This is a genomic window from Halorubrum ezzemoulense DSM 17463 (genome assembly GCF_002114285.1).
GTDB lineage: Archaea > Halobacteriota > Halobacteria > Halobacteriales > Haloferacaceae > Halorubrum > Halorubrum ezzemoulense.
Map to the genome: position 1 here is coordinate 15,119 of NZ_NEDJ01000025.1, position 25,927 is coordinate 41,045.

Below are 25,927 nucleotides of genomic sequence, written 5' to 3' on the forward strand. Positions count from 1 at the left end.
AGGCTTTCACTCTCTGAACTCCACCGTGTAGCCGTTGTCGCGGAGCGCCTCGACGAGTTCGTCTCCGCGCTCGATCGTGAACTCGTGGAACGAGTTGTCCGGGCTGTCCGCCGAGTACAGCTCCGAGTCGATGTTGTCCGGGACCTCGTTCTGATGGGTGTCCTCCTGGACGACGACCGGCTGACTGGGAACCCGGGTAGAACTGCTTTCCTCTGTCATTTGAACATATCTTGTTACAGGTGTTCGGATATTTGAATTTCGATCCGGGTTCGGATCGGGACCGGCGTCCCCACGAACGAATACGGCCGGGTCGGTGCCGACGGCGGACGGGTCGACCAGAACCGTCGACTGCGAGAGCGAGAGCTGCCGGAGCCGGTGCGCGTCACCCGACACTTTTCGTGGGGGCTCGTGTCGTGTGACGTATGGACGTTGATCGGGCCCGCGGTGTCCTCTGTGGGATCGCCTGTGGAGACGCGCTCGGTCGGCCGGTCGAGTTCATGTCCGCGTCCGGGATCCGTACCGGTCACGGGCGACTCGACGAGATGGTCGGCCACGGAACGTGGAACCAGCCCGCCGGGACGATCACGGACGACACCGAGCAGGCGCTGTGTATCGCGCGGAGCCTCGTCGAGCGGGGAGAGTTCGATCCGGCGGACATCGCGGAGCGGTTCGTCGCGTGGTACGACAGCGACCCGTTCGACATCGGCCGGATGACGATGAAGTCGTTGAGCCGACTCAAGCACGGCGGCGAGTGGGACGAGGCGGGCCGGCACGTCTGGGAACACAGCCCGGAGGGGCAGAACGCCGGGAACGGGAGCGTGATGCGGTGCGCGCCGCTCGCAGTTCCGTACGCGGCGGACCGAGAGCGACTCGTCGAGGTGAGCCGGGATTCGTCGCGGATCACGCACGCCGATCCGCGGTGTACGTACGGGTGCGGGATCCTGAACCTCACGGTGGCTGGGCTCCTCGACGACGCGGACGCGCCGTTACGGGATGCGCTCGACTACGTGGGTACGGACGCACCCGCTGAACTCGTCACGGCGCTTCGGCCGCTCGCTCGGGGAGACTCGCTCGACGACCTGGAGACGTCGGGCTACGTCGTTCATTCGCTACGGACGGCGCTCCACGACGGGTTGTCCGCCGAGAGCGCCGAGGAGGCAATCGTGACCGCGGTCAATCGCGGCGGAGACGCCGATACGATCGGGGCGATCGCGGGTGCGGTCGCGGGTGCGCGGTTCGGCGCATCGACGCTTCCCGATCGGTGGCTCGACGCCGTCGGCGAGGCTGACGAACTCGAACGGATAGCGGACCGGCTCGTGGAGACGGCGTAATCCCTCTCTTGGCGTTCGACAGGGATCGGACGGTGAACCGGCGGCTCACACGTCGCCAGCGGAACGGAACGTCCGGGGGCAGGTCGTCGCGCAACGGGCGGCGAATCGGCGCCGAGTCGGCGGCCGAGGGACGCACCAACTGACTTATAATCCAGCAAAAAGTGAGTCAGGGCACGGAGGACCGAGTGTGTCACAGGAGTTTCTGATCCCGCTCGTCGCCGGCATCATCGGACTCGGCGTCCTCGCGCAGATCCTCGCCGCTCGGCTCCGCGTCCCGAGTATCATCTTCTTTCTGCTCGTCGGAGTGACGATCGGTCGACCGGGGCTCGGGATCGTGACGAGCGAGAGCTTCGGCGACTCGCTCCCGGCGATCGTCGGGCTCGCGGTCGCGATCATCGTCTTCGAGGGGGCGTTCCACCTCGAGTTCGAGCGCATTCGGCAGGCGCCCCGGGCGGCGGTCCGACTCGTCACGGTCGGGGCCGGCATCGCACTGGTCGGGACCGCGGTGGCCGTCCGAGTCCTCGAAGGGCTCCCGTGGGAGCTCTCGTTCGTGATCGGGGCGCTGCTCGTCGCCACCGGCCCGACGGTCATCTCCCCGATCCTCGAGGTGGTCCCCGTCCGCGATCAGGTCGCAGCCGTCCTGGAGACGGAGGGGATCGTCAACGACGTGACGGCGGCGATCACGGCGGTCGTGCTCTTCGAGACGGTGAACCCGACTGTCGCGGGCGAGGGACTGATTCAGGGGTTCGCGCTCCGCCTCGGAGAGGGGCTGCTCGTCGGCCTCATCGTCGCGGGCGTCCTCTACTACCTGCGCCGGTACGTCGACCTGTCGCCCGGGGCCGCGCCGCGGAACGCACGGCTGCTCGCCCTCGCCGGCGCGCTCGCCGCGTACGCGGGGGCGAACCAGCTGGCGAGCGAGGCCGGCGTCGCCGCCGCCGCCACCGCCGGACTGGCGCTCGGGAACGTGGACATCCCATACAAGGAGGAGATAACCGACTTCAAGGGCGACATCACGCTGCTCGTGCTGGCGTTCGTGTTCATCGCGCTTGCCGCGCAGCTCCCCCCCGCGGCGATATTCGACGTGGGGCTCGCGGGGCTCGGCGTGGTCGTCGTGGTCGCGGTGGTGATCCGGCCGCTGCTCGTGTTCGTCTCGACCGTCGGCGACCGGTTCACCTTCTCCGAGCGGCTGTTCATCAGCGCGATCGGGCCGCGCGGGATCATCCCCGCGTCGGTCGCGACGCTGTTCGCCACCGAGCTTCGGGCGGCCGCCACGGAGCTCAACGACCCCGCGCTGGCGCAGCAGGCGGACCTGCTGATCGGGACGGTGTTCCTCGTCATCTTCGTGACCGCCCTCGTCCAGGGCGGGCTGGCGCGGTACATCGCGCAGTACCTCAACGTGATACCCATGAGAGTCATCATCGTCGGAGGCGGACAGGTGGGCCGCGCGCTCGCTGAGCGCCTCGAAGACCGCGGCGAAAACGTCGTCATCATCGAGGAAGATGAGGCGACGGTCGAATCGCTCCGCAACGACGGCTTCGCCGCCGTAATCGGCGACGGGACGGACACGGAGGTGTTGCGCAAGTCCGGCGCGGAGAACGCCAAGATCCTCGTCGCGGCCACCGGAGACGACGACACGAACCTGCTCGTCGCGCAGCTCTCGAAGACGAACTTCGGCGTCGAGAAGATCCTCGCGAAGGCGAACAACTCCGACAACGTCGACGCGTTCGAAGACCTAGGCGTGAGTACGATCTCGGCCGCGATGTCGGCCGCGTGGGCCATCGACAATCAGATCGAGCGACCGGACCTCGCCCACTGGATGACCGACATCGGGGAGACCGGCGATGTCCAACAGATCGAGGTCACCAACGAGGAACTGATCGGTAAGGCCGTCCGCGAGGTGGGTCCGATGCTCCCCGACGGCTGCCTCATCGCCGTTCTCAGCGACGGCGACAGCGAGTCGGTCGCGGTGCCGAGCGCGGACACGGTGGTAAACCGCGGCGACCACATCACGCTGCTCGGTCGACGCGAGGCCGTCCGAGAGGGAATGGAGTTGGTTCAGCCCGACTGAGCCGGGCTGGGAGACGATGCGCCTCCGCGCTCGGCGAGACTCACACGGAAGAGAAGTACGACTGGCCGAACCGGAGGAGATCGCGGTCGAACTCCTCCGGGTCGTCGACCCGGAAGTGAAAGAGTCGGTTCCGCATGTCGCCGATTTCGAGCACGAGCTCGCGGATCACGTCCTGCTGGTCGTCGAAGATCGGCTCGAACTCCGCCCAGTGGATGGAGATGAACTGGGCGTAGTGCGCGTAGCTACAGTGGTCGACTGACGCCGGCGTCGGCAGCGGGTGGTCCTCGTCGAACGTCGCGGCCAGCTCGTCTGACAGCGCGTCGCCGAACGCCCGCGCGAGGAGCTCGCGAAGCCGCATCTCGATCGACTCGATCAGCAGGAACGGTTCGAGCATCCGCTTCAGCCGCGTCAGGAGGTCGTAGTCGGTCAGGATCTGCCACGCCTCGCCCCCGTCGACGACGATGTACGTGTGCTCCGCGAGCGCGTCGAACACCGCGAGGACGGTCTCGTCCTCGCTGACCGTGTGCGCGTCCTCGACGGCCGCCCCGACCGATATCTTGTCCAGCGTCTTGTGGCCCACGTCCAGCTGGTGGAACGCGAGCAGCGTCCGGACGACGGATCGGTAGGTGACAATCCCGACGAGCTCGCCGTCGCGTTCGACGCCGACCTGCGTGTATTCGTTCTCGAACATCCGGCGGAGGGCCGTTTCGAGCTCGAGGTCGTACTGGACGGTCCGGAGTCGGTTGTCGATCGGGAGGTCTGCGATAGTGTACATGATGCTGTCGTGTCGTCGCGGGGAGAGCTACGCGTCTCCGCGCGGTCGTGTCACCGCTCCGCTCACGGGTGACGCCGGAGTTCGGAGTCGATGTACGAGGCGAGCGAGACCCGGGTCGCCGCCGCGGCGCTCTCGCGGTCGGTCGTCGCGCGGGCGTACATCGCGCCGTTGACAGTCGCCAAGACGTGCTCCGCGACCCGCGACGGGTCGACGTCGCGGAACGTCCCCTCGTCGATGCCGCGCTCGACGATGTCCCGGATGGCGGCCGCTAACCGGTCGTCGATCCGCGTGAACTGCTCGCGGAACACCTCGTTCGTCACGGCCTGCGACCGGAGCTCGACCAAGACGGCCTGGAGCTGGCGCTGCTCCTCGTCCGGTTGGAGCGGCAGGAGCTTCTCAATGACGTGTTCGAGGTCGGCCGTCGGCTCGTCGCCGGTCTCGGTCGCGACGGTCGCTTCGAACCTGTCGACGGCAAACTCGAGAAACGTTGCCAGGAGCTCGTCTTTGGCGTCGTAGTGGTAGTAGATGGCGGCCTTGGACTTGCCGAGTTCGGCGGCGATCCGCGAGATCGACAGCCCGGCGTAGCCGTGTTCGAGCAGCGCTCGGTAGGTCGCCTCCATGATCTCCGCTTCGGCGGCGCTCCAGTCCCGCTTGGGTGCGTCGGCGGCCATCGTCACTCGTCTCCCCGCTCGTCGACCCGTCCGGTGCCGGCGTCGTCGAGGGCTTCGAACTCGGTCGTACACCAGTGACAGAACCCGATGTCCGGGTCGACAGGCTTCCCGCAGGCGGGACAGGTCGGCGATTCGTCCGCCTCCGTCGCTCTCGCCGCATCGCTCGCCCGAGCGTCGTCGGACCGACGCTCGGCGTTCGCGACGAGGTACGCGTCGAGGACGCTGATACCGGTGACGAGGACGAGCGGGAGCAGCGAGAACGGGTCCACGAGCGTCCCCGAACTCACGGCGGACAGTGTCGATTCGGGGACGAACAGGACCGTCGCGGCGAAGCTGGCCGAGAGCCACCCGAGGGCGCGGACCCAACGCCGGAGGTACAGGTGGCCGAGCCCGGTGGCCAACGTCCCCAACAGGGCGGCGAGCAGCGGATTCTTTCGGAGCGAAACGCGTGCCATACTAAATACTGAACGTTCGGTAGGTAAAAGTGCTTCGTCCGCGTCTCTGGGTGTGTGCCGAGAGCGCTTTCCGCGGTCTCAAAGTCGTCTACCTGCCAGAATCCCCGTCATACAGCGCTAGAGGCGACTTCCGAACACCGACGGGGAGTCGCCCCCTTCGACGCCAAACGCGGACGAAAGGTTGATACTTACCGAACGTTCAGTAGAAGTTACGGGCGAACTGACGCCCGCGTTCGACCAATGACCCGCAACCCCCGATCCGCCGACGAATCGACGAAACCGTGGCACGACCGCCAGCTCGCTCACTGGGACGAGTCGGCCCTCTACGAGGCCGTCACCGACGCCGTCTCGAACGCCACCGGGACGGCCCGCTCGACGGTCGCGTCCCGGTACGACCGCGCGCACGCGGCGGCCCTCAGCCGACTGTTCGGCGAGGGCGACGGGGAGGCGACGCCCTCGACCGGGGTGGTCAAGTTCGTTCTCTCGGAGTGTGTCGTCTCGGTCCACAGCAGCGGACGGATCTCGGCCAGCCCCGCCGACGAGACGCCCGCCGCGGACGGCTGAGACGTCGCGGAGCAGCCGTGGCACCGAGTCGCTCGCGCCAATACGCTCTTTTCGCTGGTCACCCACCGGTCCGGACGGGCGACCGGAGGCGATGGTCGGCCGTTACCGCTCGACGCTGTCGGTCCCTGTTCCTGAAGGGATTTGAGGCGCCGGCGGGACCGAGACATCGAATCGTGAGCGGAGTCGGCGGGAAGACGGCGCCGGTCACCGGTGCGGGCTCGGGCATCGGCCGCGCCTCGGCGCTGCGCTTCGCCGAGGAGGCGGCGAGCGTCATGGTGGCGGACATCGTGGCGACCGAGAGGCCTGACCGACTCCGTCGACGGCGGACAGCCCGCGGACTGAGTCGTCTCGCCCGCGTTGCCCGCGTCGCCCGCGTCACCAGTCGCGAGACACCGGCGTCTCGCTCGCGTCGACGTTCGACAGCAGCCACGCCGCGGCCGCCGAGAGCGCGTCGTCGTCGGTGGCGGTCACCTTCAGCCGGTTGTGCTCCGCCTCGCGGTCGGGGTAACAGCCGACGGCGACGTCGAACCGGTCCATCGCCTCCCGCAGCGCGGGCACGATGTTCGACTCCGGTTCGACGGTGTACAGGAACCGGGAGCGGCGGTCCCCGGCGAACTCGTCGGCGACCGTCTCGAAGGTCGCCTTCAGCTCGTCCGGGATGCCGGGCAGGACGTAGACGTTCTCGACCACGCAGCCGGGCGCGAGCCCCGCGTCAGTCACCAGCGGGCGGCTCCCCTCGGGGACCGCCGCTTCGGCCTCGACGTCGACGTCGAACTCGCGGTCGGGGACCCGCTCGCGGATCGCCGCCAGCCGGCGCTCGACGGACTCGCGCGTGAGGTCGGTGACGGCCATTTCGCGGTCGAACGCGTCCGCGACCGCCTCCATCGTCACGTCGTCGGGGGTGCTGCCGATGCCGCCGGTGACGATTACGGCGTCGAAGTCCGCGGCGTACTCCCGGACTCGGTCGGCGATCTCCCCCCTGTCGTCGGGGATCGAGAGGATCCGTGCCACGGCGACGCCGCGCTCGCTCAGTTCGGCGGCGAGCCAGTTGGCGTTCGTGTTCACCGTGTCGCCCGAGAGCAGTTCGTCACCCACCGTGATCAGCGCGACCTCCATCAGTATCTCGTACGGTCGGGCGACGGATGTAGGTTTCCCGCACCTGAAGGTGCCGCGGTAAGTCCCGACGGAAGCCACCAGAAGGGCTAACTACGCGATCCGTGTACCTCGACGCATGGCCCTCCACGCAGTCGAAAACGTCGAGGAAGCGCTCGGTGTCACTCGAGCGTTTCTGACGCCCGTCACCGTGCGCCGCTGGCTGAAGCTCGCGGTCGTCGTGTTCTTCGTCGGCGGTGGCGTGAGCTTCCCGACGACACAGTTCAGCACGTCGGCTCCGACGGGAGAGGTTTCTCCCGGCGAAATTCCCTCCGGGCTCCCGGTCGAGCTGCTGACGCTCGCAGCCGCGGTCGTCGCTGTCGGCCTCCTGCTCCTCGGGCTGTTCGGCCTGGTCGGAGCGGTCATGGAGTTCGTGTTGATCGAGTCGCTCCGCACCGGCGAGGTGTCGCTCCGAGGCCACTGGCGCCGACGCTGGCGGCAGGGGATCCCCCTGTTCGGGTTCCGAGTCGCGATCGGACTCCCGGTGCTCGCGCTGTTCGGCGGCTGGGTCGCACTGCTCGCCGTTCCCGTCCTGACCGGGCGCGACCCCGCGCGCTCCGCCACGGCGTTCCTCGTCGGGATCCCGGTGCTGGCTCTCATCAGCGCCGGGTACGCGTTGGTCTCGGGGTTCACGACCGCGTTCGTCGTGCCGCTCATGATTCAGTCGGACTCGGGCGTCGTCGCGGCGTGGCGTCGCCTCTGGCCGTCGGTCAGGGCGGCGTGGAAACAGTACCTGGCGTACGTCGCGGTCGCGTTCCTGTTGACGGTCGCCACCGGGGTCGTCGTCTCGATCGCGGTCGCGCTCGTCGCGTTCGCGCTCCTGGTCCCCGTCCTCGTCGCGGTCGCGATCGTACACGCGACCGTCTCGGTGACGTCGCCGCTCGGACTCGCCCTCCTCGTCCCGCTCGCGGTGCTGTTCGGCGTCGCGTTGCTCGTCGTCGGGACGCTCTCACAGGTCCCCGTCGTGACGTACCTCCGGTACTACGCGCTGCTCGTGCTCGGCGACATCGAGGAGTCGTTCGACATCCTCGCCGACGGGCGGCCGTCGACCGAGGATCGGTGACGAGGTCGCTCTCCCGGCACCGAGCGTCGAGCGACTCCGCTTCGGGGCCGCTCGCATGCGAGAGCCCCGGGTCGGTGGAACGGATCGAGCACTTCGCCGACCGCGTCCGCGTGATCGCCGCCGCGCGTGCGTCTCACGCTCTCGGGCCGGGTGCCGGAGCGGGCCCCGCCCGAGGCGCCTCGGAGGACGGCTCCGAGTAGGCGATGACGGTCAGAACAGCGACTCCAGCTCCCCGTCGCTATCCATCAGCTCGGTGAAGCGGTCCTCGCTCTCGTCGGTGATCTCGCCCAGATTCTGTTGCGCCTCGACCGCGACCTGCTGAAGCTCCTTCACTCGCGGGACGTTCGTCACGCCGCCGAGCAGGACGAGCCCCGCGACGGTTCCCTCGCCGCGTCGCGGGTAGTCGCCGCCGCGGACCTCCATCGACCCGGTCTGTTCCTCGAGCCACTTGCGACCGTGCTCGATGCCCTTCCGGTTGAGATACTCCGGCGGCCCGGCGACGACGAGCAGCGCCCGCTCCGTCCCGCTCACCTCACACGGCAGAGTGAGCCGACCGAGCGTCGCCTTCCGGACGAGGCTCGTGATCCGATTGGTGGCCTCCGTGCTGTCGATCCCCTCGTTCGAATCGTTGCCGAACCGCGAGAGCAACCCCGACCGCTTCGGTTCGTCGACCTCGACGTCGGCGTACCCCAGCGACGAGATGCCGCCGCCCTTGAGCGTGTTGATGATCTCGGAGGAGTCGACCACGCTCTCGGCGACGTCGCTCCCCTCGGTGATTTCGCCGGCGCTGAAGAGCACGCCGAACCGCTGGACCAACTCCCTGTTGATCGCGTCGAACCCTTCTCCGACGGACTCGCCCGAACTGCGCCACGCGTCGTTGTCGAACAGCATGAGGTTGTCCACCTCGTCGACGAACGTCTTGAGCGAGCGGGCGGCGTTCAGCGTGTAGATCCCGCCCTCGTCGCTGCCGGGGAGGATGCCGAGCCCGTAGACGGGTTCGGTGTAGATCCGTTTGAGGTTCTTCGCGATCACGGGTGCGCCACCCGATCCCGTCCCGCCGCCCAGCCCCGCAACGACGAGGAACGCGTCGATCTCGTGGACCGGCACCGAGTCGAGCGCCCCCTGGATCTCGTCGATGTCCTCCTCGGCCACTTCCGCGCCCAGTTCGTTGTCCGCGCCCACCCCGTGGCCCTTGACCCGCGATTGCCCGATCAGGATCCGGCGGTCCTCCGGAAGGCGGTCGATCCCGTTGAGGTCCGCCTTCGCCGTGTTGACGGCGATCGCTCCCCGAACGATGTCTGCGCCCGTCTGTGCGTCGTAGGCCAGGAACTCGTCGACTACCTTCCCACCTGCCTGTCCGACCCCGATCAATGCGAGTTTCACGTGAACACACCGCATGTATCTACGCGGGTCGGACTGATAAAGGTTAGAAGCCGCCTCAGCGTAGCGTGAACGACTGCTTCCCCGGTACAGGAAGCCGCGGTGTTCACAGGCGGGAGTGGCGTCACGAGTCGTCGTCCGCGGACGCGTCGGAGTCGCGCCGTTCGGTCGACGGATCGGCACCGACGCTCGGACCGTCGGCAGGAGTCGCCCCGGTGTCGTCGTCGCCGCCTTCGTTACGAGCCTGCTTGAGTGCGTCGACGGCGCTGTCCGTCGATTCGACCCGGGTTTCGGTCACGCCGCTCGGATCGAGTTTCGGCTCCGCTGCGGCCTCGGTGCCAGTTTCGTCGGCGGCCGAGCCGTCGGTCTCGTCGGCGGCCGGGGTATCGACCTCGGCGTTCGCGTGTGGGTCCCCGTCTCCGTCGGCGTCGCCGCCGAGGCCGAGCCACGATCTGAGTGTGTCAAGAAGTCCCATCGTTAGTAGTGTTTAAACAGGGCCGCGCGAACGTCGTCTTTGGTGCGCGCGGTCTCGACGCTCCCGTCCGGCAGTTCGACCTCGTAGCGGGCGTCGCCGTCGGCCGAGTCCCACTTGTCGCTGTGCGTTTCGAGCAGGCTCAACATCGCGTTGAGCTGACCGTCGTCTCCGGCTTGGTCGTCGGCGTCGGACTCGGCGGCGGTATCGCTCTCGTCGCCGCCGTCCTCGGCGTTGTCGTGGTCCGCTTCGGGACTACCGTCGTCGTCGTCGTGGTCCGCTTCGGAACCGCCCTCGGCGGAGTCGGTGTCTGCTCCGGAGCCACCGTCGTGGTCGGCGTCGGGTAACTCGACGTCGACCGGCGCGAACGGGGCCGTGTAGCGCCGTTCGGCGACGTCGAGGATCGCCGTCACGAGCTCTCCCTTGGTCATGCTGCTGCGGCCCGAGACGTCGTACTCCGCAGCGATGCTGTACAGGTCCATCGGGTCGTCCGGGTTTGCGTCGCTGTGGCGGCGATTACGCTCGCGAAGCCGCGCTTCGAGCCGCTCCCGCGGAAACCCGCCGTCGTCGTCGTCGTCGGCCTCCGATCGGTTGGTATCGACCGCCGCCCGGCGGTCGGGGTCGTCGACGGCGTCGGCGAGGTCGAGGAGGGAGGCCACGGTGTCGCGCAGTGTGACCGAGGTGTATCTGTCGGCGTGCGCGTCGGTGAGCTCTTCGCGCAGCGCGGCGATGCGGTCGCGTTGGTCGTCGGTGATGTCGATCGATGGCATGGGTCAGGACTCCTCGTGGAACCGCCGGAGCGCGTCGTCCCAGCTCTCGACGACCGTCCGATCGCCGGAGTGATCGGCCTCGACGCCGACGTAGCCGCACGCCTCGCACGCGAGCGCCTCGACGCCCGCCAGCGTGAACGCGGTCAGGCTGTCGCCACACCGTGGACAGTCCGGCTCCACTGTTGATCAGTTGAACCTCAGTCGCGGAGTTGTTAAGGACTAGGGTCGGGGGGAACAATGATTACAGTCGGGGCGGAACGCTCCCGTATGAGCGAGGCGACCGACTCGAACCAACTCCTCCGGTACTACCGACGATACATCGGCGACCCCGACCGGACCGTCGACGTGTACGCCGGGTTCGGCCTCTTCTTCGTCGGACTGGTCGCGGGTGCCGTCAGCGTCGTGGTGTTCCTCTACAGCGCGACGTTGCCGGCGGCCTCGTCGTCCTCGTACGCGATCCGCGAGGTCGCCGGCGTCGCCAGCGCGGTCGGATTCCCGGCGCTGCTGCTCGGAATCGTTGTCCTGCTGCCGGTCGACAAGCGGATGCTGTACGTCGCCGCCGCGGGCTCGGTGATCGACCTCGTCGCGGTCGGCCTCTTCGTGTGGGCCTACCCGCAGGACTGGAACGTGACCGTGCCGCCGGACTACAGCGCGCAGGTCATCGCCCTCTACAGCGTCGGTATCGCGCTCGTGGTCGCCGCGACCGGCGCGGCCCTCGTCGCCCACCGGGTCGAGCGCGCGGTCGACGAGACGGGCGAGGCCGAGGCGACCGAGGCGGACGCGGAGGAGACGGAGACCGTCAGCGACGAGCAGGTACGGTCCGACATCGACAGCGCGCTCGACGACGCGGAGCTCTCCTGGGGCGGCGTCAGCCGCACGGAGACGCGACGGCTGAACCTCGACACGAGCGCCATCGACGACATCGACAGCGAGAATCTGCCGGACTCCGGGATCGAGACCCGGACCAGCGACGGCAACGTCTCCGACGCGGTCTCACAGCTACAGGGCCTCCAGGGCGGGGAGGTCGAGACCGCGAGCGGCGAGGGGACCGACGACCAGGCGGCCGCGCTCCGGGAGCTCCGCGAACAGCAGCGCGAGGAGGAGGAGACCGATGCGACCGGCGAGGGGCTCATCGACCGGATCCGCGGGCTGTTCTAAGCATCCTGTCTTCCTACGAAAACTTATGTGGATTCGCTTTGAGGTTAGCGTATGGCCAAGGGACTTGACGTTGGCACGATGAATATTCTCTCCGCGCGTCAGGAAGGCGCAGAAACCGTCTTCGTGCAACAGCGGAACTCGTTCGTCGAGATCGAGTACAGCGACATGGCCGAGCAGATGCTCTCCCGGAGCGAGGTCCTCCACATCCGAAAAGACGATCAGGTGTACGTCGTCGGGGACGACGCGCTCAACTTCGCGAACATCTTCAACCAAGAGACCCGTCGCCCGATGCAACACGGGATCCTCTCGAGCGACGAGTCCTCGGCGATCCCGATGATCAAGCTCATCACGGAGCAGGTCGTCGGCGAGCCGTCGCGGCACAACGAGCGGCTCTACTACTCCAGTCCGGCTGACCCCATCGACTCGGACCTCTCGACGCTGTATCACGAGAAAACGCTGGAGTCGATGCTCGGCGACATGGGGTACGACCCGGAGCCGATCAACGAGGGCATGGCGGTCATCTACTCCGAGCTGGCCGACAACAACTTCACCGGGCTGGGGATCAGCTTCGGCGCGGGGATGACCAACGTCTGTCTGGCGTACTACGCGGTTCCGGTCATGAAGTTCTCTATCGCCCGCGGCGGCGACTGGGTGGACGAGCAGACCGCGCAGGCGACCGGGACGCCGGTCGACAAGGTGACCTCCATCAAAGAGGACGACTTCGAGCTGGACTTCCGGACAGACGTGGGGGGCGTCGAGGGGGCGCTCGCCATCTACTACGAGAACCTGCTCGACTACGTGATAGAGAACATCACCAGCGAGGTCGACGAGGAGGACATCGAGGAGGGCCTCGACGTTCCGGTCGTCGTCACGGGCGGGACCTCGAGCCCCAACGGCTTCGAAGATCTGTTCGCCGACCACCTCGAAGACGCGAACATCCCGTTCTCCATCAGCGGCGTCCACTCGCCGGACGAGCCGATGTACAGCGTCGCCAGCGGGGCCCTCGTGGCCGCCCGCTCCGAAGAGGAAGAGGAAGCCGAAGAACAGGAGGTCGAAGAGCCCGCCGCCGAGGAGTAGCGCCGCCGCGGCTTTTTTTTTTACGCGTGTCCGAGAGCGCGCAGACTGGAGTCCGCGCGTACTGACGGCTTCGCCGTCGTGTACTGCTCACGCTCGGATACGTGAACCTCCCCGATCCGATCCAAATTATAATGAGGAATCGGGTCATCGGTCGTGAGGTGACACGCGACACCACGCGCCGCGCGGTCCTCGCGAGCGTCCTCGCGGCCGGCAGCGCCGGACTGGCGGCGAGCGACGCGGCCGACCTCCTCGACTCGTTCGCCCCGCTGTCGGGCGAGGCGTGGGACGCCGCCGACCGGTCCCTCCCGGAGACCGTCGAGAGCCCGCACGGGGCGGCGACGGTCGCCCGCGACGAGTTCGGCGTCCCGCAGATCGAGGCGGACGAGGAGCCCGCGGCGTACTTCGCGGTCGGCTACTGTCAGGCGTTCGACCGGCTGTTCGCGATGGATCTCCAGCGGCGGGTGATGCGCGGCCGGCTCTCGGAGGTGATCGGGGAGGCGACGCTCGACAGCGACGAGTTCAACGTCGCGATGGGGTTCGCCGACGCCGCCGCGGCCACGTGGGACGCGGTCGCCGAGACGCGCGCCGGGCCCCTCGTCGAGGCGTTCGCAGACGGCGTCAACGCCGCGATTGAGGACCTACCGCTCCCGCTGGAGTTCGAGCTGATCGGCTACGAGCCCGAGCCGTGGACCCCCGTCGACTCGATGCTGATGGAAAAGCAGATCTCGTGGACGCTCACGGGGAGCTTCGCCGAACTACGGCGCGCGCTCGTCGCCGACCGCCTCGGATCCGAGCGCGCCGAGACGCTGTTTCCGACGCGGTACGACCACGACGACCCGATCCTCGACGGGACCGAGACGCGGCTCTCCGAGGGGACGGGCGCCGAGAGCCTTCGCGGGGCGGGTGAGCGCGCGCCGAACCTAGAGGCGACCTCGAACGTTGGGGGCGGCGCCGACCCCGTCGACCCCGAACTGACCGACTGGCTCTCCGGCTTCGAGTCGCCGACGGGGGTCGGCTCGAACAGCTGGGTCGTCTCCGGAGAGCACGCCGCGAGCGGGAGCCCGATCGTCGCGTACGACCCGCACCTCTCGCTTCAGGCGCCCCCGCTGTGGTACGAGCAGTCGGTCGACACCCCCGAGCGGTCGGTGCGGGGCGCGACGTTCTCGGGCGTCCCGTTCGTCATCGCGGGCGCGAACGACCGCGGCACGTGGTCGTTCACCAACCTCGGCGCCGACGTGCTGGACTGCTACCGGTACGATATCGACGAGGCGGGCGACCGCTACGAGTACGACGGGGAGTGGCGCCCCTTCGAAGTCGACGAGCGCGAGACGATCCCGGTCGCCGGGGGCGAGGACCGGGAGGTCCGGGTGCGCCGAACCGTCCACGGCCCCCTGATCGAACGCGAGGATCAGACGGTCGGCGTCGCGTGGACCGGCCACACCGCGACGCGCACCACCGTCGCCATCGAGGCGTACGGACGCAGCGAGGGGATCGACGACCTGCTCGACGCGACGCGCAACTTCGATCTCCCCACGCAGAACCTCGTGTACGCCGACGCCGACGGCCGCACGCTCTACTTCGCGACCGGGAAACTCCCGATCCGCCGCACCGACGGCGAGGTCGTCGACGGCGACCGGGTGTTCGACGGCTCCGCCGGCGAGGGGGAGTGGGCGGGGTTCGAGCCGTTCGGTGAGTCGTCGTGGGAGGGGTTCGTCCCCTTCGCGGAGAAGCCGCACGCGATCGACCCCGACGCGCTGTCGACCGCCAACCAGCGCCCGATCGACGACCCGATCCACTACGTCGGCGTCGACTACGCGACCCCGTACCGCGGCGCCCGGATCGCCGACCGTCTCGAGGGGACGATCGACGGGGGGGAGGGGTCGACCGACCCCGACTTCCACCGCGCCCTCCAGAACGACGTGCGCGACGGGCGCAGCCCGGAACTCGTCCCCGAACTGGTCGCCGCGGTCCGCGACCGCGACGACCCCGATCCGCCGCTCGTCGACGCCGCGGACGCCCTCGACGAGTGGAACTACCGAATGCGACGGGACTCCCGGGCCGCGCTGCTGTTCGCCCGGTACCTGCCGAAGTTCCGCGAGCGCATCTTCGAGCCCGCCTTCTCCGACGGCGGCCTCGGCGAGTCCTACTACCCGAGCGACTGGACGCTCGCGCGGCTCCCCGACGACGACCCACTGTTCGAGGGGGGCTCGCGCGGCGACCTCGCGGCCGCGGCCCTCCGCGACGCGCTCGACGAGATCGGCGAGGAGGGTTGGGAGACGTACGGCGACTACAACACCACGCGGGCGATGACCCACCCCCTCGGCGGCGAGGCGGCGTTCTTGAACTACGACGAACTGTCCGCTGACGGCTCGCCCGCGACGGTGAAGAACTACCGCGTCGAGTCCGCGGTCGGGTCGAGCTGGCGGATGGTGGTGCGCCCGGGGACCGACGCGACCGCGGTCCTCCCGGGCGGGAACTCCGGGGACTACTTCTCGGAACACTACGACGACCAGCTCCGGCGCTGGCTGGGTAACGACCAGCGCCCGATGCCGCTCGGCGCGGGCGGCGAACCGGCGGTTCGGTTCGAGCCCCCGACGGAGGGGTCGCAGTGAGCGACGCGCCGTCCCCGAACGACGCGCCGGCCCCCGACGACTCCTTGCCTCTCTTCGGACGCGTCCGGACGGAGCCGCGCTCTCACGCGGTCGCGCTCGTCGCCGCGCTGGGAGTCGGCGTCGCGCTCGCGACGGTCCACTGGCTCGGGCTGATCGCCGCCGGCGCGCTCGCGTCGCTCGTCTCGCCGACGGTCCGGCGGGGCGTCGCGTACGCGCTCGGTGCGGGTATCGTCGCGCTCGCGGCGTTCGCGGTCGGTCTCGGTTCCGCGGCCGCCGCGGTGCCGGGGATGCGTCCGGTCGTCTACCTCACGGTCGGCGCGGGACTGGCGCTCCCCCTGTTCGGGTCGCTCGCGCGCGCCGTCGTCTCGTGACTCAGTCCAGCCGCTCCACGTCGGTCACGGTCTCGTCGGTCTCGACGTCGCCCGTGTTGCGCGTCTCGGTGGGTTCGAACAGCAGGATCTCGGCCTCCGGCTCGGCGACGGGGCGGTGGTCCGTCCCGCGCGGGACGACCGTGAGCTCGCCTTCCTCCAGCACGACATTGTCCGCCTCGCGGAACTCGATCCGGAGCCGCCCGGAGTGAACGAAGAACAGCTCGTCGGCGTCCGCGTGGCTGTGCCAGACGAACTCGCCGTCCGCCTTCGCGAGCTTGACCGCCTGTCCGTTGAGTTCGCCCGCGAGCCGCGGGGACCACGTCTCCTCGAACGAGCCGAACGCCTCGGCGAGGGCCACCTTCTCCATGCCGCCGATCGGCGGCGGAGCGGGAAAGTCGCTGTCCCCGGCCCGAGAGCTATATACCCCTCCGGAGCCGTCCGGTGTGGCGGATACGTCTCATATAAGCGTTTACGGGAGGTGTCGCCGTGCCGCGACACATGGCAGCGATTCACGCGGACGAGGGGAGCGATCCGATCCGGGCGGCGCGGGCCGCGCTCCGCGTCGAGCGGCGCCGGGTCGTCGATGAGCGCGAGGCGTTCCGGGCGTTCCGGAGCCGCGTGTCGTCGATTCCGGGCGAGAGTGGGGGCACCGGTCCCGCGGACGCCTCCGCGCCCGGCGGGTTCGCCGGCGTCGCCGACGCGATGCGCAGTGCGGTCGGCGACGGGGCGGGCGGTCGCGGCGACGCGGCCGCGGCCCCCGGCTCTCGGCTCGTTACGGTCAGGGACGCGTATCGCGCCACGGTGATGTCGGTCCCGCACTACGCCGAGGAGTACGACGACACCTACGAGCGGAGCGTCGCCGAGGAGTTCGGCCCCGAGCTGGCGTACGCGCTCACCCGGACGGACTGCTTCCGCGAGGAGTACAAGCGGTCGGTGCTGAGCGCCGCCGAGACCGCGGTCCAGGAGCGCGAGGCGTTCCTCGACGCCGTGGAGTCGGAGCTGGAGTCGATCGATCGCGCGGCGTCCCGCCTCGACCCGATCCGGTCCGAGATCGCGGCGATCGACGATGAACTCGGCGACGAGGGGAACGACGCGGCGGCCGGGTTCGGCGCGCTCGACGCCTGCCGGACCCGGACCGCGGCGCTCCGCGACGACTGCGACCGGATCGCCGCGCGCCGCCAGCGCGTGCTCGCCGAGCACACGCGCCGGCTCGCGCTCAACGGCGACCTCGACCTCCCGGGGTACTGCTACCAGGACCTCGACGTCACGTATCCGGTGTTGGCGGCGGTCGGCGCCGTGGGCGACCGGCTCGAGGCGCTCAGAGAGCGGATCGAGCGGGCGATGGCGCTGGCTCGGTGACCGGTCGCCCCGCCGGCTCACCGCCGCCGGGACCCGGTAACATCCGTGTCCGCGCCGATTCAAGTCGGTCCGGGACCTACGGGGTAACATGACCGACGGACCCGACTCGACAGACGGCGAAACCGGCGACGGCCCCGCGCCGACGCCCGGAATCCACCACGTAACTTGCGTGGCCGGCGACCCGCAGCGGAACCTCGACTTCTGGGCCGAGACGCTCGGCCTCCGGCTCGTGAAGCGCTCGATCAATCAGGACGACCCCGGGACGTACCACTTCTTCTACGGCGACGCGGAGGGGACGCCCGGCACCAGCATGACCTTCTTCCCGTGGACGGAGCTCCCGGAGGGCGAGGTCGGCGCCGGTCAGGTCTCGCGCACCGCGTTCCGGGTGCCCGAGGGGAGCCTCGACTACTGGGAGGACCGGTTCGACGAGCGCGGCGTCGACTACGACGCCCGCGAGGAGCGGTTCGGCGAGGCGGTCCTCCCCTTCCGCGACCCCGACGGGCTCCCCGTCGAGCTGGTCGCGGTCGAGGTTCCCGACGACGATCCGACGACGGCGTGGACCGCGTTCGTCCCCGAGTCGGCCGCGATCCGCGGGTTCCACTCCGTGACGCTGTGGCTCGGCGACGCCGAGCGGACCGAACGGCTCCTCCGAACGATGGGGCTGACGGCGGCCGAGACGGAGGCGGACGACGCGGCCGGGAACGAGCGGACTCGCTTCGCGGCTGGCGGCCCGGTCGGGAAGTACGTCGACGTCGTCGAGACGGACCGACAGGTGAGCTCCGGCCGCGGCACGGTCCACCACGTCGCGTTCCAGACACCGACCGACGCCGACCAGTCCGGGATGCGCGACGCGGTCGCGTCGATGGGGCTGCGCCCAACTCAGCAGATCGACCGCCACTGGTTCCGCTCGGTCTACTTCCGGGAGTTCGCGGGCGTCCTCTTCGAGCTCGCCACCGCCGACCCCGGCTACGCGAGCGACGAGCCGCTCGACGCGCTCGGCAAGCGGCTGGTGTTGCCCGGGGAGTTCGAGGGGCGGCGCGAGGCCATCGAGGCCGAGCTCCCCGCCGTGACCGTCCCCCGGCCCGACGGGAAGTTCGCGGCGAACCGCGCTGACTGAGCGGGCGCGGCGAGTCCGTCGCCCTCTCGGCCCCCGTGCCCCCGACCGCCGCGGACCGATCCTTCTAATCGCGCGCGGCCGAACGGTCGCCCATGAGCGAGGACCTCGGCACGCCGGTGTTGGACGACCACCTCCACCTCGACCCCCGACACGGCCGCGGGATCGAGGCCGTCGAGGAGTTCGTCCGGCTCGGCGGCACCCACCTGCTCGTGGTGAACAAGCCCTCGTGGCTGCTGGGCGTCGAGCCGGACGAACCGGACGACTTCCGGGCCGTCTTCGAGGAGACGCTGGAGACGGTCGCGGCCGCGACGGAGGTCTTACCAGGGCGCGCGTGGCCCGTCCTCGGCGTCCACCCCGGGCTGACCAGCCGGCTCGTCGACGAGCGCGCCTTCTCCCCCGAGGCGGCCCGCGACCTCATGCGGGGCGGGTTGGAGGTCGCGAGCGAGTACGTCGCGGAGGGCGACGCGCTCGCGTTGAAGTCCGGCCGCCCACACTACGACGTGAGCGACGCGGTCTGGGAGGCGTCGAACGCGGTCACGCGGCGGGCGTTCGAACTCGGCGCGGAGGTCGACTGCGCGGTCCAGCTCCACACCGAGGCCACGGAGGACCTGACCGACCTCGCCGCAGTCGCCGAGGAGTCGGGGCTGGACCCGTCACGCGTCGTCAAACACTACGCAGCGGGCGAACTCGCCGGCGTCACGCCGAGCGTGATGAGCGACAAGGATCGCCTGGAGCGCGCGGCCGAGGCGGGCGAGCCGTTCCTGATGGAGACCGACTTCGTCGACGACCCGGACCGTCCGGGCATGGTCCTCGGGCCGAAGACCGTCCCGCGCCGGGTGCGCTGGCTGCTGGAGGCGGGACACGACGAGGCGGTCCGCCGGGCGCACGTCGAGACTCCCCGGGCCGTGTACGGGATCGACACCGAAGCGACGCTGGAACGCGAGTCCTGAATCCGAGGATTCACGCGAGTGAGACGGTCTCTCGGGCGGCGATCGATAGGAAAGGCATTTGAGTTGGCCGGGCGACGTACGGGACATGACCGACGACGACGCCGTTGAAACGTTCTATACCGACGAACGCTGGCAGAACTGGCTCGACAGGCTGGCCGAAGAGGAGATCGACCCCGAGAACGAGGACTCCGCGCGGCTCCTCCTGAACCTTCAGGACGACGCCGCGATCGCCGTGGTGAAGGTGCTGGCCGCGTTCGACGAGGACCGCATCGACGAGGACCGCGCCGTCGAGGAGGTCCGCGACATCCGCGACATCGTCCTCGCTGACGTCGAGTTCGACGACGAGGACAAGGTGATGCTGATCGACGGCGTCCAGACCTCGCTCGTCCCCGTCTTCTACGCGGCCGAGGAGTATCTCGTCGGCGGCGTCGTCGACGGCGACGTGAGCGAGTTCGTCCGCGCGGCCGCCGAGGCCGAGGAGGGCGACGACCTCGACGCCGCGCTCGGCTACGTCGTTCAGGCCGGGACGCGCGTCATCGACGGCGAGACGCTCGACATCGAACTCGTCGAGGACTTGGAGTACGGCCTCGTCTCCGAGTGGGTCAACGGGCTCGACTCCCTCCAGTCGGCCATCGAGGACCCGGAAGTCGTCGAGGAAGAGGACTGACGGCGTCGAACCGGACCGGCATCGACGGCGTCAGAACGGGTTTACGCACACTCCTGCGGGCCACGCGGATCGGGCCAGAACACTGCCCGAGCGGGCTGTAACTGTTCGGAGAGGGTCGCCCTCGTTCGAACGGGCGTCGACGCGTGGTCGGACAGTGGTTTCGACGGGTTCTACGGACGAGTCCGACGGAACGCGGCTACGGGACCCCAAAATATAATTCTCTCCGTCTCGAAATAGTAATCAAACAGTAAAGTAAATATTTTTGGTAAGTTTTTTGCTCGTCGATTCCTTTTCTATTCTCGGACTGAGGCCGAAACAACCGACCGAAAGGTCAGGGAACGCCAAAAATATCACTTCCACGAAACGATGACCGAGACCCAATACGCGGGGACTATCGACTGGGGCGAGTACTGGGACGGAGCCGATGAGGCGGTGCGCGAGGACACGGGGCCGAGCGCGGACCTCGTCGCGGAGCCGTTCGTCGAGTTTCTGGACGCCAATTTCCGCGACGGCCCGGACGCGTACGCCGATGTCGGATGCGGGCCCGGCGACCTCGCGTTCGAGGTCGCGGAGCGCTACCCGGACACGACCGTCGTCGGGTACGACGCCGCCGAGGCGGTCCTCGCGGCGAACCGCGAACGCGCACGCGAAGCCGACCGCGAGGTCGCCTTCGAGCGGGCGGTCCTTCCGGAGTTCGACCCTGACCGCCGGTTCGACGTGGTCTCCTGTCTGTTCACGCTGTGTTACGTGGCGGACATCGCACGGGCGATAGAACGCCTCTACGGCGCGGTGGAACCCGGTGGGTGTCTCGTCTTCAACTACCACAACCGGCTCGCGCGGGCCCATTACAACCGGATCGCGGAAGCGCCGCACGAACACCTCGGCGAGGACGCCGTGTGGGACCCCGAGCGCTTCACCGATCGGTTCGAACTCGTTCTCGCGGGCGAGAACTTGCTTTCGTACGAACGCATCCACGAGGTGTTGGGGGCGTGGCCGCAGAGCGTGTTCTCGCTGGCCGACGACGCCGAGCCATACGCCGCCCACCGGTACGAACCCCTCGTGTACGTCCCGAAGTGACGGGACCCGAGACGGTGCGACGGTAGACGCGTTTTTGAACGCGCGACGCGTCTGCCTCGTATGGTCTCTCCCGCGGCCGGACTTGCGATCGCGCTGCTCGTCGTCTGGACGGCCAGCGCCTTCGCTCCGTTCGTGCCCAGCGGCGTCCTCGCGGCGCTGACCGTCCTCGCTTATGCGTACACCACCGGCTTCGCCGAGCCGGGGCTCGCCGTCCTGGTCGCGCTCGTCGCCGTCTCGCTGCTCGCCTCCGCCGTCGACCTGCTGTCCGGCATGGTCTCCGGGCGGCTCGGCGGCGCGTCGACCCGGACCGTCGTTGCCGGGACGCTGGTCGGCATCGCGTTGCTGATCCCGCTGGGACCGATCGGACTCGTCGTCGGGCTGGCCGGGACCGTCTTCGTCGTCGCCCTCTACGGGAACGGTGACGACCCCGAGGCGGCCGCCCGGCAGGCGGCGTACGCGGCCGTCGGCGTCCTCGCCAGCGCGTTCGTCCAAGCCGTCATGCTGGCGAGCGTCGCGGTCGTGTTCGCGCTCGCCGTATGGTGAGGCGTTACGACCCGCAGCCCCCGGTCAGGCGGCGACGGAGAACAACAGCAGGTTGTGCGCCGCGGGGCCGAGCCCCATCGCGGCGACGAACCCGAGGAGGAGGTAGCCCTCTCCCGGAGTCTCCCGGACGTATGCGGCGAACAGCCAGACCACGGCGCTCGCGACCGCGAGCTTCACGAGGAGGAACAGCCACCCGTCGCCGATCACCGGAAGCGAGGGCAGTCCGCCGATCTCTAAGAGGATCCGCGACACCGGCGTGCGCTCGCCGAAGCCGAGCTGCGTCGTCCCGACCGCGGTCGAGACGCCGTCGAGCGCGTGCCCGAACACGGCGAGCGCGCCGACGCCGCCGGTGACCGCGACCTCCGGCCGGAAGCGGGTCAGCCCGAGCCAAGCGCCCCCGGCGATCGGAACGGTGAGCCCGAGCGCGACGGCCGACCAGCGCGCGCCGACGGGGGAGAGTCCGGCCCCGACCGCGGCCGCGACGACGGGGACGAGGAGGGCGACGCCGGTGGTCGCGAGCGTGCCCCCGACCCGTTCGGGACGGGCGGCGTCGGCGGCGAGCCACGCCGCGCCCGCCAGCGACCCGACGGTGAGGTAGACGGTCGGCGAGCCCGCAAGCGGCGCGATCAGGGGCGGGAGCGCGTCGACGACGTAGAGGACGTGCGCGGCGGAGCCGAGCGCCATCCACGGCGCGAGCGCGAGCACCCGGCGACCGGTGACGGCGGGGCGGCGGCGGCGAAGCGCGGCGACGACCCCGCCGGTCGCGAGCAGGACGGCGAGGAGGTGCGGGAGGGGCGGCAGGGTCGTGCCGGCCGGGAGGAGGCCGCCGACCATCAGACGGACAGCACGGGCTGGCTCGCGTACAGGAGGACATACTCCGCCGCCTTCCCCAGCACCTCGCCGGGGTCGCCGGAGACCGGCTCGCGCGGGACCACGATGAAGTCCGACTCCAACTCCTCCGCGGTGTCGAGGACGACGCTTCCCGGGTGGACGGTCTTCACCGACGTGGAGAAGCCGTAGGCGATCGAGTTGCTGTGGGGGACCCCGGCCGTCTCCGCGCGGCGGGCGACGGAGTCGGTGAACGCCTCGGAGTCGTCGGCCACCTCGCTCTCGTCGACCACGCCGTGGTCGATGGCGCGGACGACCTCCTCGTCGAGGACGTACAGCGCGTGGACGCTCGCGTCGTACTCCGCCGCGAGTGCGATGGCGTAATCGACCGCCTCGTGAGACTCCTCGCTGCCGTCGACGGGCACGAGGACGAGGTCGATGTCGAGATCGGTCATACCCGGGTCGTCGGCGGGGGAGGTCAAAAAGCCCGCCCCAACGGCCTCGGCGGCCGCGAGTGAGCGAGAGTCACTCCCCGCCGCGGAACGGCTCCAGCGACGGCGTCCAGTCGTACTCGCGGTAGCGGATCTTGGGCCTCGCGTCCGCGTCGATCACCCCGTACCGCCGGAGCCGCTCTCGGATCCCGCTCCTCCCGCCGAAGTCCCCGCGGTACCACAGCATGAGCCGCGGGACGCGGGCGGTGCCGTCCGCGACGACCGTCTCGCCTCGCAGGTACGTCTCGGCGGCGTGGTCGAGCGCCTCGTCGACGGTCGCCGGGTCGTAGGCGAAGACGGCCGGACAGGCGGTGGCGCCGCAGTTGACCGCGAAGTGGATCCGCGGGTCGAGATCGGCGACGCGGTGCCGGCGGACGAACGCCGAGGGGAACGGGTCCGGCAGGTATCCCAGCCCGTACTTCCACTTCGAGCGGCGTAAGATTCCGTGTTCGATCTCGTCGAGGCTCAGGTCGGCGCCGGCGACGGAGACGACGGACGCGGCGAAGAAGCGGCGCCGGTTCGACAGCCGCGTCGGGTCGTCGAGGAGGGCGTCCCCGGTGGCGGCGTTGTAGACGTTGATCCAGAACGCCAGCTGCTCCGCGGCGTCGAGGGCGTCCAGCGCGGCCGGCGGCAGCGCGTCGAGCCGTCGTCGGGCCGCGTCGACGTCGCCGTCCGTTCGGACGGCCCGGAGGAACTCCCGCGCGGCGTCGACCGGAGCGGGCTCCGCGGCCGCGCCGCTCGCAGCTTCGACGGGCGAGCCGGCGGTCCCGCTCCGTTCGGTCATACTGCGTGAACGAGTGTCATTGACCTATATTTGGCCCGGTTCCGCGCGCGGTGCGCCACACCGACTCCCCGTTTATGCGGCGAGAGCGCGTAGCGGGCGCCATGAGCGACACTCGGACGTCCGCCGAGGCGGTCCCCGACTTCGAGTTGCCGAACGCGGGAGCGGGTCCCGACCGATTTTCACTGTCGGCCGCGGCCGCGGACCCCGACACCGACGCGATCGTCCTCCTGTTCCAGCGCGACTACCACTGCGGGAACTGCCGGAAGCAGGTCCAAGCGATCGCCGACCGGTACGACGAGTTCGAGGCACTGAACGCGACGGTCGTCTCCGTGCTCCCCGAGCCGGTGGGCCGAGCGCGGTCGTGGCAGGACTCGTACGACCTCCCGTTCCCGCTGCTCGCCGACCCCGAGACCGACGTGAGCGACGCGTACGACCAGCCCGTGCGGTTCGGGGTCCTCGGCTCGCTCCACGACCTCGTCGGGCGGATGCCGGTGGCGATGATTCTCGACGCTCGCGGCGGCGAACCGGTCGTCGCGTACGCGTACGAGGGTCGGATGCCCGCCGACCGCCCCGAGATCGACGACCTGCTGGCCGAGGTCCGCGGGCTGGGCGACGACTGACCGATGGACCGGCGCGTCCCGGCCGCCCTCTGGCGGCTCTCGCGGCCGTCGCAGGTCGCGCTGATCGGCTTAGTGTACGCGCTCGGCGTCGTGATGGCGTACGGCCGGGGGTACGGCGAGACGGGGGGCGCAGCGCGGCTCGGACTCGGGCTCGCGGCGCTGATACCGGTCGCCGCGAGCGTCCACTACGCTAACGAATACGCCGACGTCGAAACGGACGCGCTCACCGACCGCACCCCGTTCTCGGGCGGGAGCGGCGCGCTGGTCGAGACCGACCTCCCGCGGAGGATCGCGCTGCGCGGTGCGGTCGCCGCCGGTGGGCTCGGCGTGACCCTGACCGGCCTCGGGGTCGCGAGCGAGGCGACCGGGCTCGCCGAGGCGGCGCTCCTGCCGCCGACAGCGGCCGCCCTCCTCGCGGGAATCCTCGTCGTCGGCTGGCAGTACTCCGTCGGTCCGCTCCGGCTCGCGTGGAACGGGCTGGGCGCGCCAGCGAACGCGCTCCTCGGCGGCGTCGCGCTCCCGCTGTACGGGTTCGCGGTCGTCGCCGGGGAGGTCACCGCCGCCGCCGCGCTCGCGACGCTTCCGTTCGGCGCCACGGTGTTCGTGAACCTCCTGGAGACGACGTGGCCCGACCGCCGGGCGGACGCCGCGGTCGGGAAGCGGACGCTCGCGACGCGCTGGTCGCCCCGGCGGCTCCGGGCCGCGTACGCGCTCGGGGGCGCGACGGCGGCCGTCGCGACCGTCGCCCTCGTCGGGCGAGCGCTCCCGCCGGTCGTGGCCGCGGCGACGCTGCTCCCGCTCGTCGGGCTCGTCCCCGGCTACCGACAGTTCACGCGGCGCGAGGAGCCGCTGCCCGCGGTGGCGACGATGGTCGCGATGGCGGCGACGACGACGGTCGCGTGGGGGTTCGTCGCGCTCTGGGTCCGGCCGGGCGCGTAGGGGGCTCGGAGTCGGAGCGGACGCGTGGCGGAGTCAGGGGAATCGGTCGCGCCGTTCTCAGTATCTTGAGAGCTCTCGCTGGCCGGCCTCGCAACGCTCGGCCGGCGGGACGTTGGTCGCGACGATCTCGTCGACGGCGCCGCGGCTCTCGGCGTCGCTGTTAATCGCGCGGGTTGCGTCCTCGCGGTCGACGCGGAACCCCGCGTCGACGTAGGCGTCGTACATCACGCCGCTGTTCGAGAGCACGACCCACACGCCGGCGTCGTCGAGGTCGGCGGCCACGTCGAGCAGGCGCCGCTGGTCCTCGCGGTCGAACCCGGACGCGCTGTACTCGTTGAAGTTCGCGGTCGCGCTCATCGGCTCGTAGGGGGGATCGAAGTAGACGAGGTCGCCCGGCTCGGCGGCGTCGAGGACGTACGCGAAGTCGCCCTGCCGGACCTCGACGTCGGCGAGCAGGTCGCTCGCGCGCCGGATCCGGTCGCGCTGGACCCAGTCGGGGTCGGCGTACCGACCGATCGGGACGTTGAACCCGCCGTCGGCGTTCTCGCGGTAGAGGCCGTTGTAACAGGTCCGGTTAAGGTACAAGAGCCGGGCCTGTCTATTATCCACATCCGACGCTGCCGACGAACCCTA

General features: G+C 69.8%; 29 protein-coding genes and 2 pseudogenes. 17 read left to right on the forward strand and 14 right to left on the reverse strand.

Features of this window, described 5'->3' with window-relative positions:
* Nucleotides 1-6: 6 nt before the first annotated feature.
* Complete coding sequence (locus B9H04_RS08675) at nt 7-219, reverse strand: hypothetical protein (RefSeq protein WP_049931028.1); 213 nt, start codon at nt 217-219, stop codon at nt 7-9.
* 203 nt (nt 220-422) lie between these two features.
* On the opposite strand from B9H04_RS08675, the gene B9H04_RS08680 reads away from it, so the two are divergent.
* The gene (locus B9H04_RS08680) at nt 423-1,331 is read left to right on the forward strand and encodes an ADP-ribosylglycohydrolase family protein (protein WP_049931026.1); all 909 of its coding nucleotides are present in this window, start codon (nt 423-425) and stop codon (nt 1,329-1,331) included.
* 187 nt (nt 1,332-1,518) lie between these two features.
* Complete coding sequence (locus B9H04_RS08685; protein ID WP_085682617.1) at nt 1,519-3,399, forward strand: cation:proton antiporter domain-containing protein; 1,881 nt, start codon at nt 1,519-1,521, stop codon at nt 3,397-3,399.
* 40 nt (nt 3,400-3,439) lie between these two features.
* On the opposite strand, the gene B9H04_RS08690 is transcribed toward B9H04_RS08685, so the two are convergent.
* From B9H04_RS08690 to B9H04_RS08700, 3 genes are all read right to left on the reverse strand, one after another.
* Nucleotides 3,440-4,174, reverse strand: coding sequence for a CBS domain-containing protein (locus tag B9H04_RS08690; RefSeq protein WP_049931023.1), 735 nt, complete (start codon nt 4,172-4,174; stop codon nt 3,440-3,442).
* Between the two features lie 62 nt (nt 4,175-4,236).
* Nucleotides 4,237-4,845, reverse strand: a complete 609-nt coding sequence (locus B9H04_RS08695; protein WP_049931021.1) for a TetR/AcrR family transcriptional regulator — start codon at nt 4,843-4,845, stop codon at nt 4,237-4,239.
* A gap of 2 nt (nt 4,846-4,847) precedes the next feature.
* A complete protein-coding gene (locus B9H04_RS08700; protein ID WP_049931018.1) occupies nt 4,848-5,300 on the reverse strand; it encodes a zinc ribbon domain-containing protein in 453 nt (150 codons plus the stop codon).
* Nucleotides 5,301-5,540: 240 nt separating this feature from the next.
* On the opposite strand from B9H04_RS08700, the gene B9H04_RS08705 reads away from it, so the two are divergent.
* Nucleotides 5,541-5,864 carry a HalOD1 output domain-containing protein gene (locus B9H04_RS08705; RefSeq protein ID WP_049931016.1) on the forward strand — a complete coding sequence of 108 codons (324 nt, stop codon included), beginning with the start codon at nt 5,541-5,543 and terminating at the stop codon, nt 5,862-5,864.
* Nucleotides 5,865-6,037: 173 nt separating this feature from the next.
* Nucleotides 6,038-6,157 (forward strand): annotated as a pseudogene (locus B9H04_RS19170) (short chain dehydrogenase); the annotation flags it as partial.
* A gap of 82 nt (nt 6,158-6,239) precedes the next feature.
* Here B9H04_RS19170 and B9H04_RS08710 read toward each other — a convergent pair.
* The gene (locus B9H04_RS08710; protein WP_049931015.1) at nt 6,240-6,980 is read right to left on the reverse strand and encodes a competence/damage-inducible protein A; all 741 of its coding nucleotides are present in this window, start codon (nt 6,978-6,980) and stop codon (nt 6,240-6,242) included.
* A gap of 115 nt (nt 6,981-7,095) precedes the next feature.
* On the opposite strand from B9H04_RS08710, the gene B9H04_RS08715 reads away from it, so the two are divergent.
* Entirely contained in the window at nt 7,096-8,079 is a 984-nt protein-coding gene (locus tag B9H04_RS08715) for a DUF7544 domain-containing protein (RefSeq protein ID WP_049931013.1), read from the forward strand.
* Between the two features lie 210 nt (nt 8,080-8,289).
* Here the strand turns inward: B9H04_RS08715 and B9H04_RS08720 are convergent, their stop codons facing one another.
* The 4 genes from B9H04_RS08720 to B9H04_RS08735 form a co-directional block, all read right to left on the reverse strand.
* On the reverse strand, nt 8,290-9,462 hold the full coding sequence (locus B9H04_RS08720; RefSeq protein ID WP_080508569.1) for a tubulin/FtsZ family protein: 1,173 nt from the start codon (nt 9,460-9,462) through the stop codon (nt 8,290-8,292).
* 121 nt (nt 9,463-9,583) lie between these two features.
* Nucleotides 9,584-9,934 carry a hypothetical protein gene (locus B9H04_RS08725; protein ID WP_049931010.1) on the reverse strand — a complete coding sequence of 117 codons (351 nt, stop codon included), beginning with the start codon at nt 9,932-9,934 and terminating at the stop codon, nt 9,584-9,586.
* Between the two features lie 2 nt (nt 9,935-9,936).
* Nucleotides 9,937-10,701: a Rho termination factor N-terminal domain-containing protein gene (locus B9H04_RS08730; RefSeq protein WP_085682618.1), complete on the reverse strand. Its 765-nt coding sequence runs from the start codon at nt 10,699-10,701 to the stop codon at nt 9,937-9,939.
* A 3-nt stretch (nt 10,702-10,704) separates the two neighbouring features.
* Nucleotides 10,705-10,881 (reverse strand): zf-TFIIB domain-containing protein, encoded by a 177-nt coding sequence (locus B9H04_RS08735; protein WP_080508566.1) that lies wholly within the window; start codon nt 10,879-10,881, stop codon nt 10,705-10,707.
* A gap of 87 nt (nt 10,882-10,968) precedes the next feature.
* Between B9H04_RS08735 and B9H04_RS08740 the strand changes: the two genes are divergently transcribed.
* From B9H04_RS08740 to B9H04_RS08755, 4 genes are all read left to right on the forward strand, one after another.
* Nucleotides 10,969-11,859, forward strand: a complete 891-nt coding sequence (locus tag B9H04_RS08740) for a DUF7139 domain-containing protein (RefSeq protein ID WP_049931007.1) — start codon at nt 10,969-10,971, stop codon at nt 11,857-11,859.
* A 51-nt stretch (nt 11,860-11,910) separates the two neighbouring features.
* Nucleotides 11,911-12,936 (forward strand): cell division protein FtsA, encoded by a 1,026-nt coding sequence (locus tag B9H04_RS08745; protein ID WP_049931005.1) that lies wholly within the window; start codon nt 11,911-11,913, stop codon nt 12,934-12,936.
* Nucleotides 12,937-13,094: 158 nt separating this feature from the next.
* A complete protein-coding gene (locus tag B9H04_RS08750) occupies nt 13,095-15,548 on the forward strand; it encodes a penicillin acylase family protein (RefSeq protein WP_049931003.1) in 2,454 nt (817 codons plus the stop codon).
* Complete coding sequence (locus B9H04_RS08755) at nt 15,545-15,919, forward strand: hypothetical protein (RefSeq protein WP_049931000.1); 375 nt, start codon at nt 15,545-15,547, stop codon at nt 15,917-15,919. The genes B9H04_RS08750 and B9H04_RS08755 overlap by 4 nt, the downstream gene beginning before the upstream one ends.
* Nucleotide 15,920: 1 nt before the next feature.
* Here the strand turns inward: B9H04_RS08755 and B9H04_RS08760 are convergent, their stop codons facing one another.
* Nucleotides 15,921-16,286: a cupin domain-containing protein gene (locus B9H04_RS08760; RefSeq protein ID WP_049930998.1), complete on the reverse strand. Its 366-nt coding sequence runs from the start codon at nt 16,284-16,286 to the stop codon at nt 15,921-15,923.
* 131 nt (nt 16,287-16,417) lie between these two features.
* Between B9H04_RS08760 and B9H04_RS08765 the strand changes: the two genes are divergently transcribed.
* The 6 genes from B9H04_RS08765 (at nt 16,418) to B9H04_RS08790 (ending at nt 21,632) form a co-directional block, all read left to right on the forward strand.
* Nucleotides 16,418-17,278 carry a DUF7260 family protein gene (locus tag B9H04_RS08765; RefSeq protein WP_049930997.1) on the forward strand — a complete coding sequence of 287 codons (861 nt, stop codon included), beginning with the start codon at nt 16,418-16,420 and terminating at the stop codon, nt 17,276-17,278.
* Between the two features lie 88 nt (nt 17,279-17,366).
* Nucleotides 17,367-18,395: a VOC family protein gene (locus B9H04_RS08770; RefSeq protein ID WP_049930996.1), complete on the forward strand. Its 1,029-nt coding sequence runs from the start codon at nt 17,367-17,369 to the stop codon at nt 18,393-18,395.
* A gap of 92 nt (nt 18,396-18,487) precedes the next feature.
* Complete coding sequence (locus tag B9H04_RS08775; RefSeq protein ID WP_085682619.1) at nt 18,488-19,345, forward strand: TatD family hydrolase; 858 nt, start codon at nt 18,488-18,490, stop codon at nt 19,343-19,345.
* 85 nt (nt 19,346-19,430) lie between these two features.
* Nucleotides 19,431-20,012: a DUF2150 family protein gene (locus tag B9H04_RS08780; RefSeq protein WP_049930992.1), complete on the forward strand. Its 582-nt coding sequence runs from the start codon at nt 19,431-19,433 to the stop codon at nt 20,010-20,012.
* Nucleotides 20,013-20,378: 366 nt separating this feature from the next.
* On the forward strand, nt 20,379-21,089 hold the full coding sequence (locus B9H04_RS08785; RefSeq protein WP_049930991.1) for a class I SAM-dependent methyltransferase: 711 nt from the start codon (nt 20,379-20,381) through the stop codon (nt 21,087-21,089).
* A 60-nt stretch (nt 21,090-21,149) separates the two neighbouring features.
* Nucleotides 21,150-21,632 carry a DUF456 domain-containing protein gene (locus tag B9H04_RS08790; RefSeq protein ID WP_049930989.1) on the forward strand — a complete coding sequence of 161 codons (483 nt, stop codon included), beginning with the start codon at nt 21,150-21,152 and terminating at the stop codon, nt 21,630-21,632.
* 24 nt (nt 21,633-21,656) lie between these two features.
* Here B9H04_RS08790 and B9H04_RS08795 read toward each other — a convergent pair whose 3' ends face one another.
* The 3 genes from B9H04_RS08795 to B9H04_RS08805 all read right to left on the reverse strand — a co-directional run bounded on the left by B9H04_RS08795 (nt 21,657) and on the right by B9H04_RS08805 (nt 23,735).
* Nucleotides 21,657-22,466 carry a DUF63 family protein gene (locus tag B9H04_RS08795; RefSeq protein WP_049930986.1) on the reverse strand — a complete coding sequence of 270 codons (810 nt, stop codon included), beginning with the start codon at nt 22,464-22,466 and terminating at the stop codon, nt 21,657-21,659.
* On the reverse strand, nt 22,466-22,915 hold the full coding sequence (locus B9H04_RS08800) for a universal stress protein (RefSeq protein WP_049930984.1): 450 nt from the start codon (nt 22,913-22,915) through the stop codon (nt 22,466-22,468). Before B9H04_RS08800 ends, B9H04_RS08795 begins: the two co-directional genes overlap by 1 nt.
* A 70-nt stretch (nt 22,916-22,985) precedes the next feature.
* On the reverse strand, nt 22,986-23,735 hold the full coding sequence (locus B9H04_RS08805) for a DUF547 domain-containing protein (protein ID WP_049930982.1): 750 nt from the start codon (nt 23,733-23,735) through the stop codon (nt 22,986-22,988).
* Between the two features lie 101 nt (nt 23,736-23,836).
* Between B9H04_RS08805 and B9H04_RS08810 the strand changes: the two genes are divergently transcribed.
* Nucleotides 23,837-24,355, forward strand: coding sequence for a peroxiredoxin family protein (locus B9H04_RS08810; RefSeq protein WP_049930981.1), 519 nt, complete (start codon nt 23,837-23,839; stop codon nt 24,353-24,355).
* Nucleotides 24,356-24,358: 3 nt separating this feature from the next.
* Complete coding sequence (locus B9H04_RS08815) at nt 24,359-25,294, forward strand: prenyltransferase (protein WP_049930979.1); 936 nt, start codon at nt 24,359-24,361, stop codon at nt 25,292-25,294.
* 57 nt (nt 25,295-25,351) lie between these two features.
* On the opposite strand, the pseudogene B9H04_RS08820 reads toward B9H04_RS08815, so the two are convergent.
* Nucleotides 25,352-25,888: pseudogene (locus B9H04_RS08820) on the reverse strand (DNA adenine methylase); the annotation flags it as partial.
* Nucleotides 25,889-25,927: the final 39 nt, after the last annotated feature.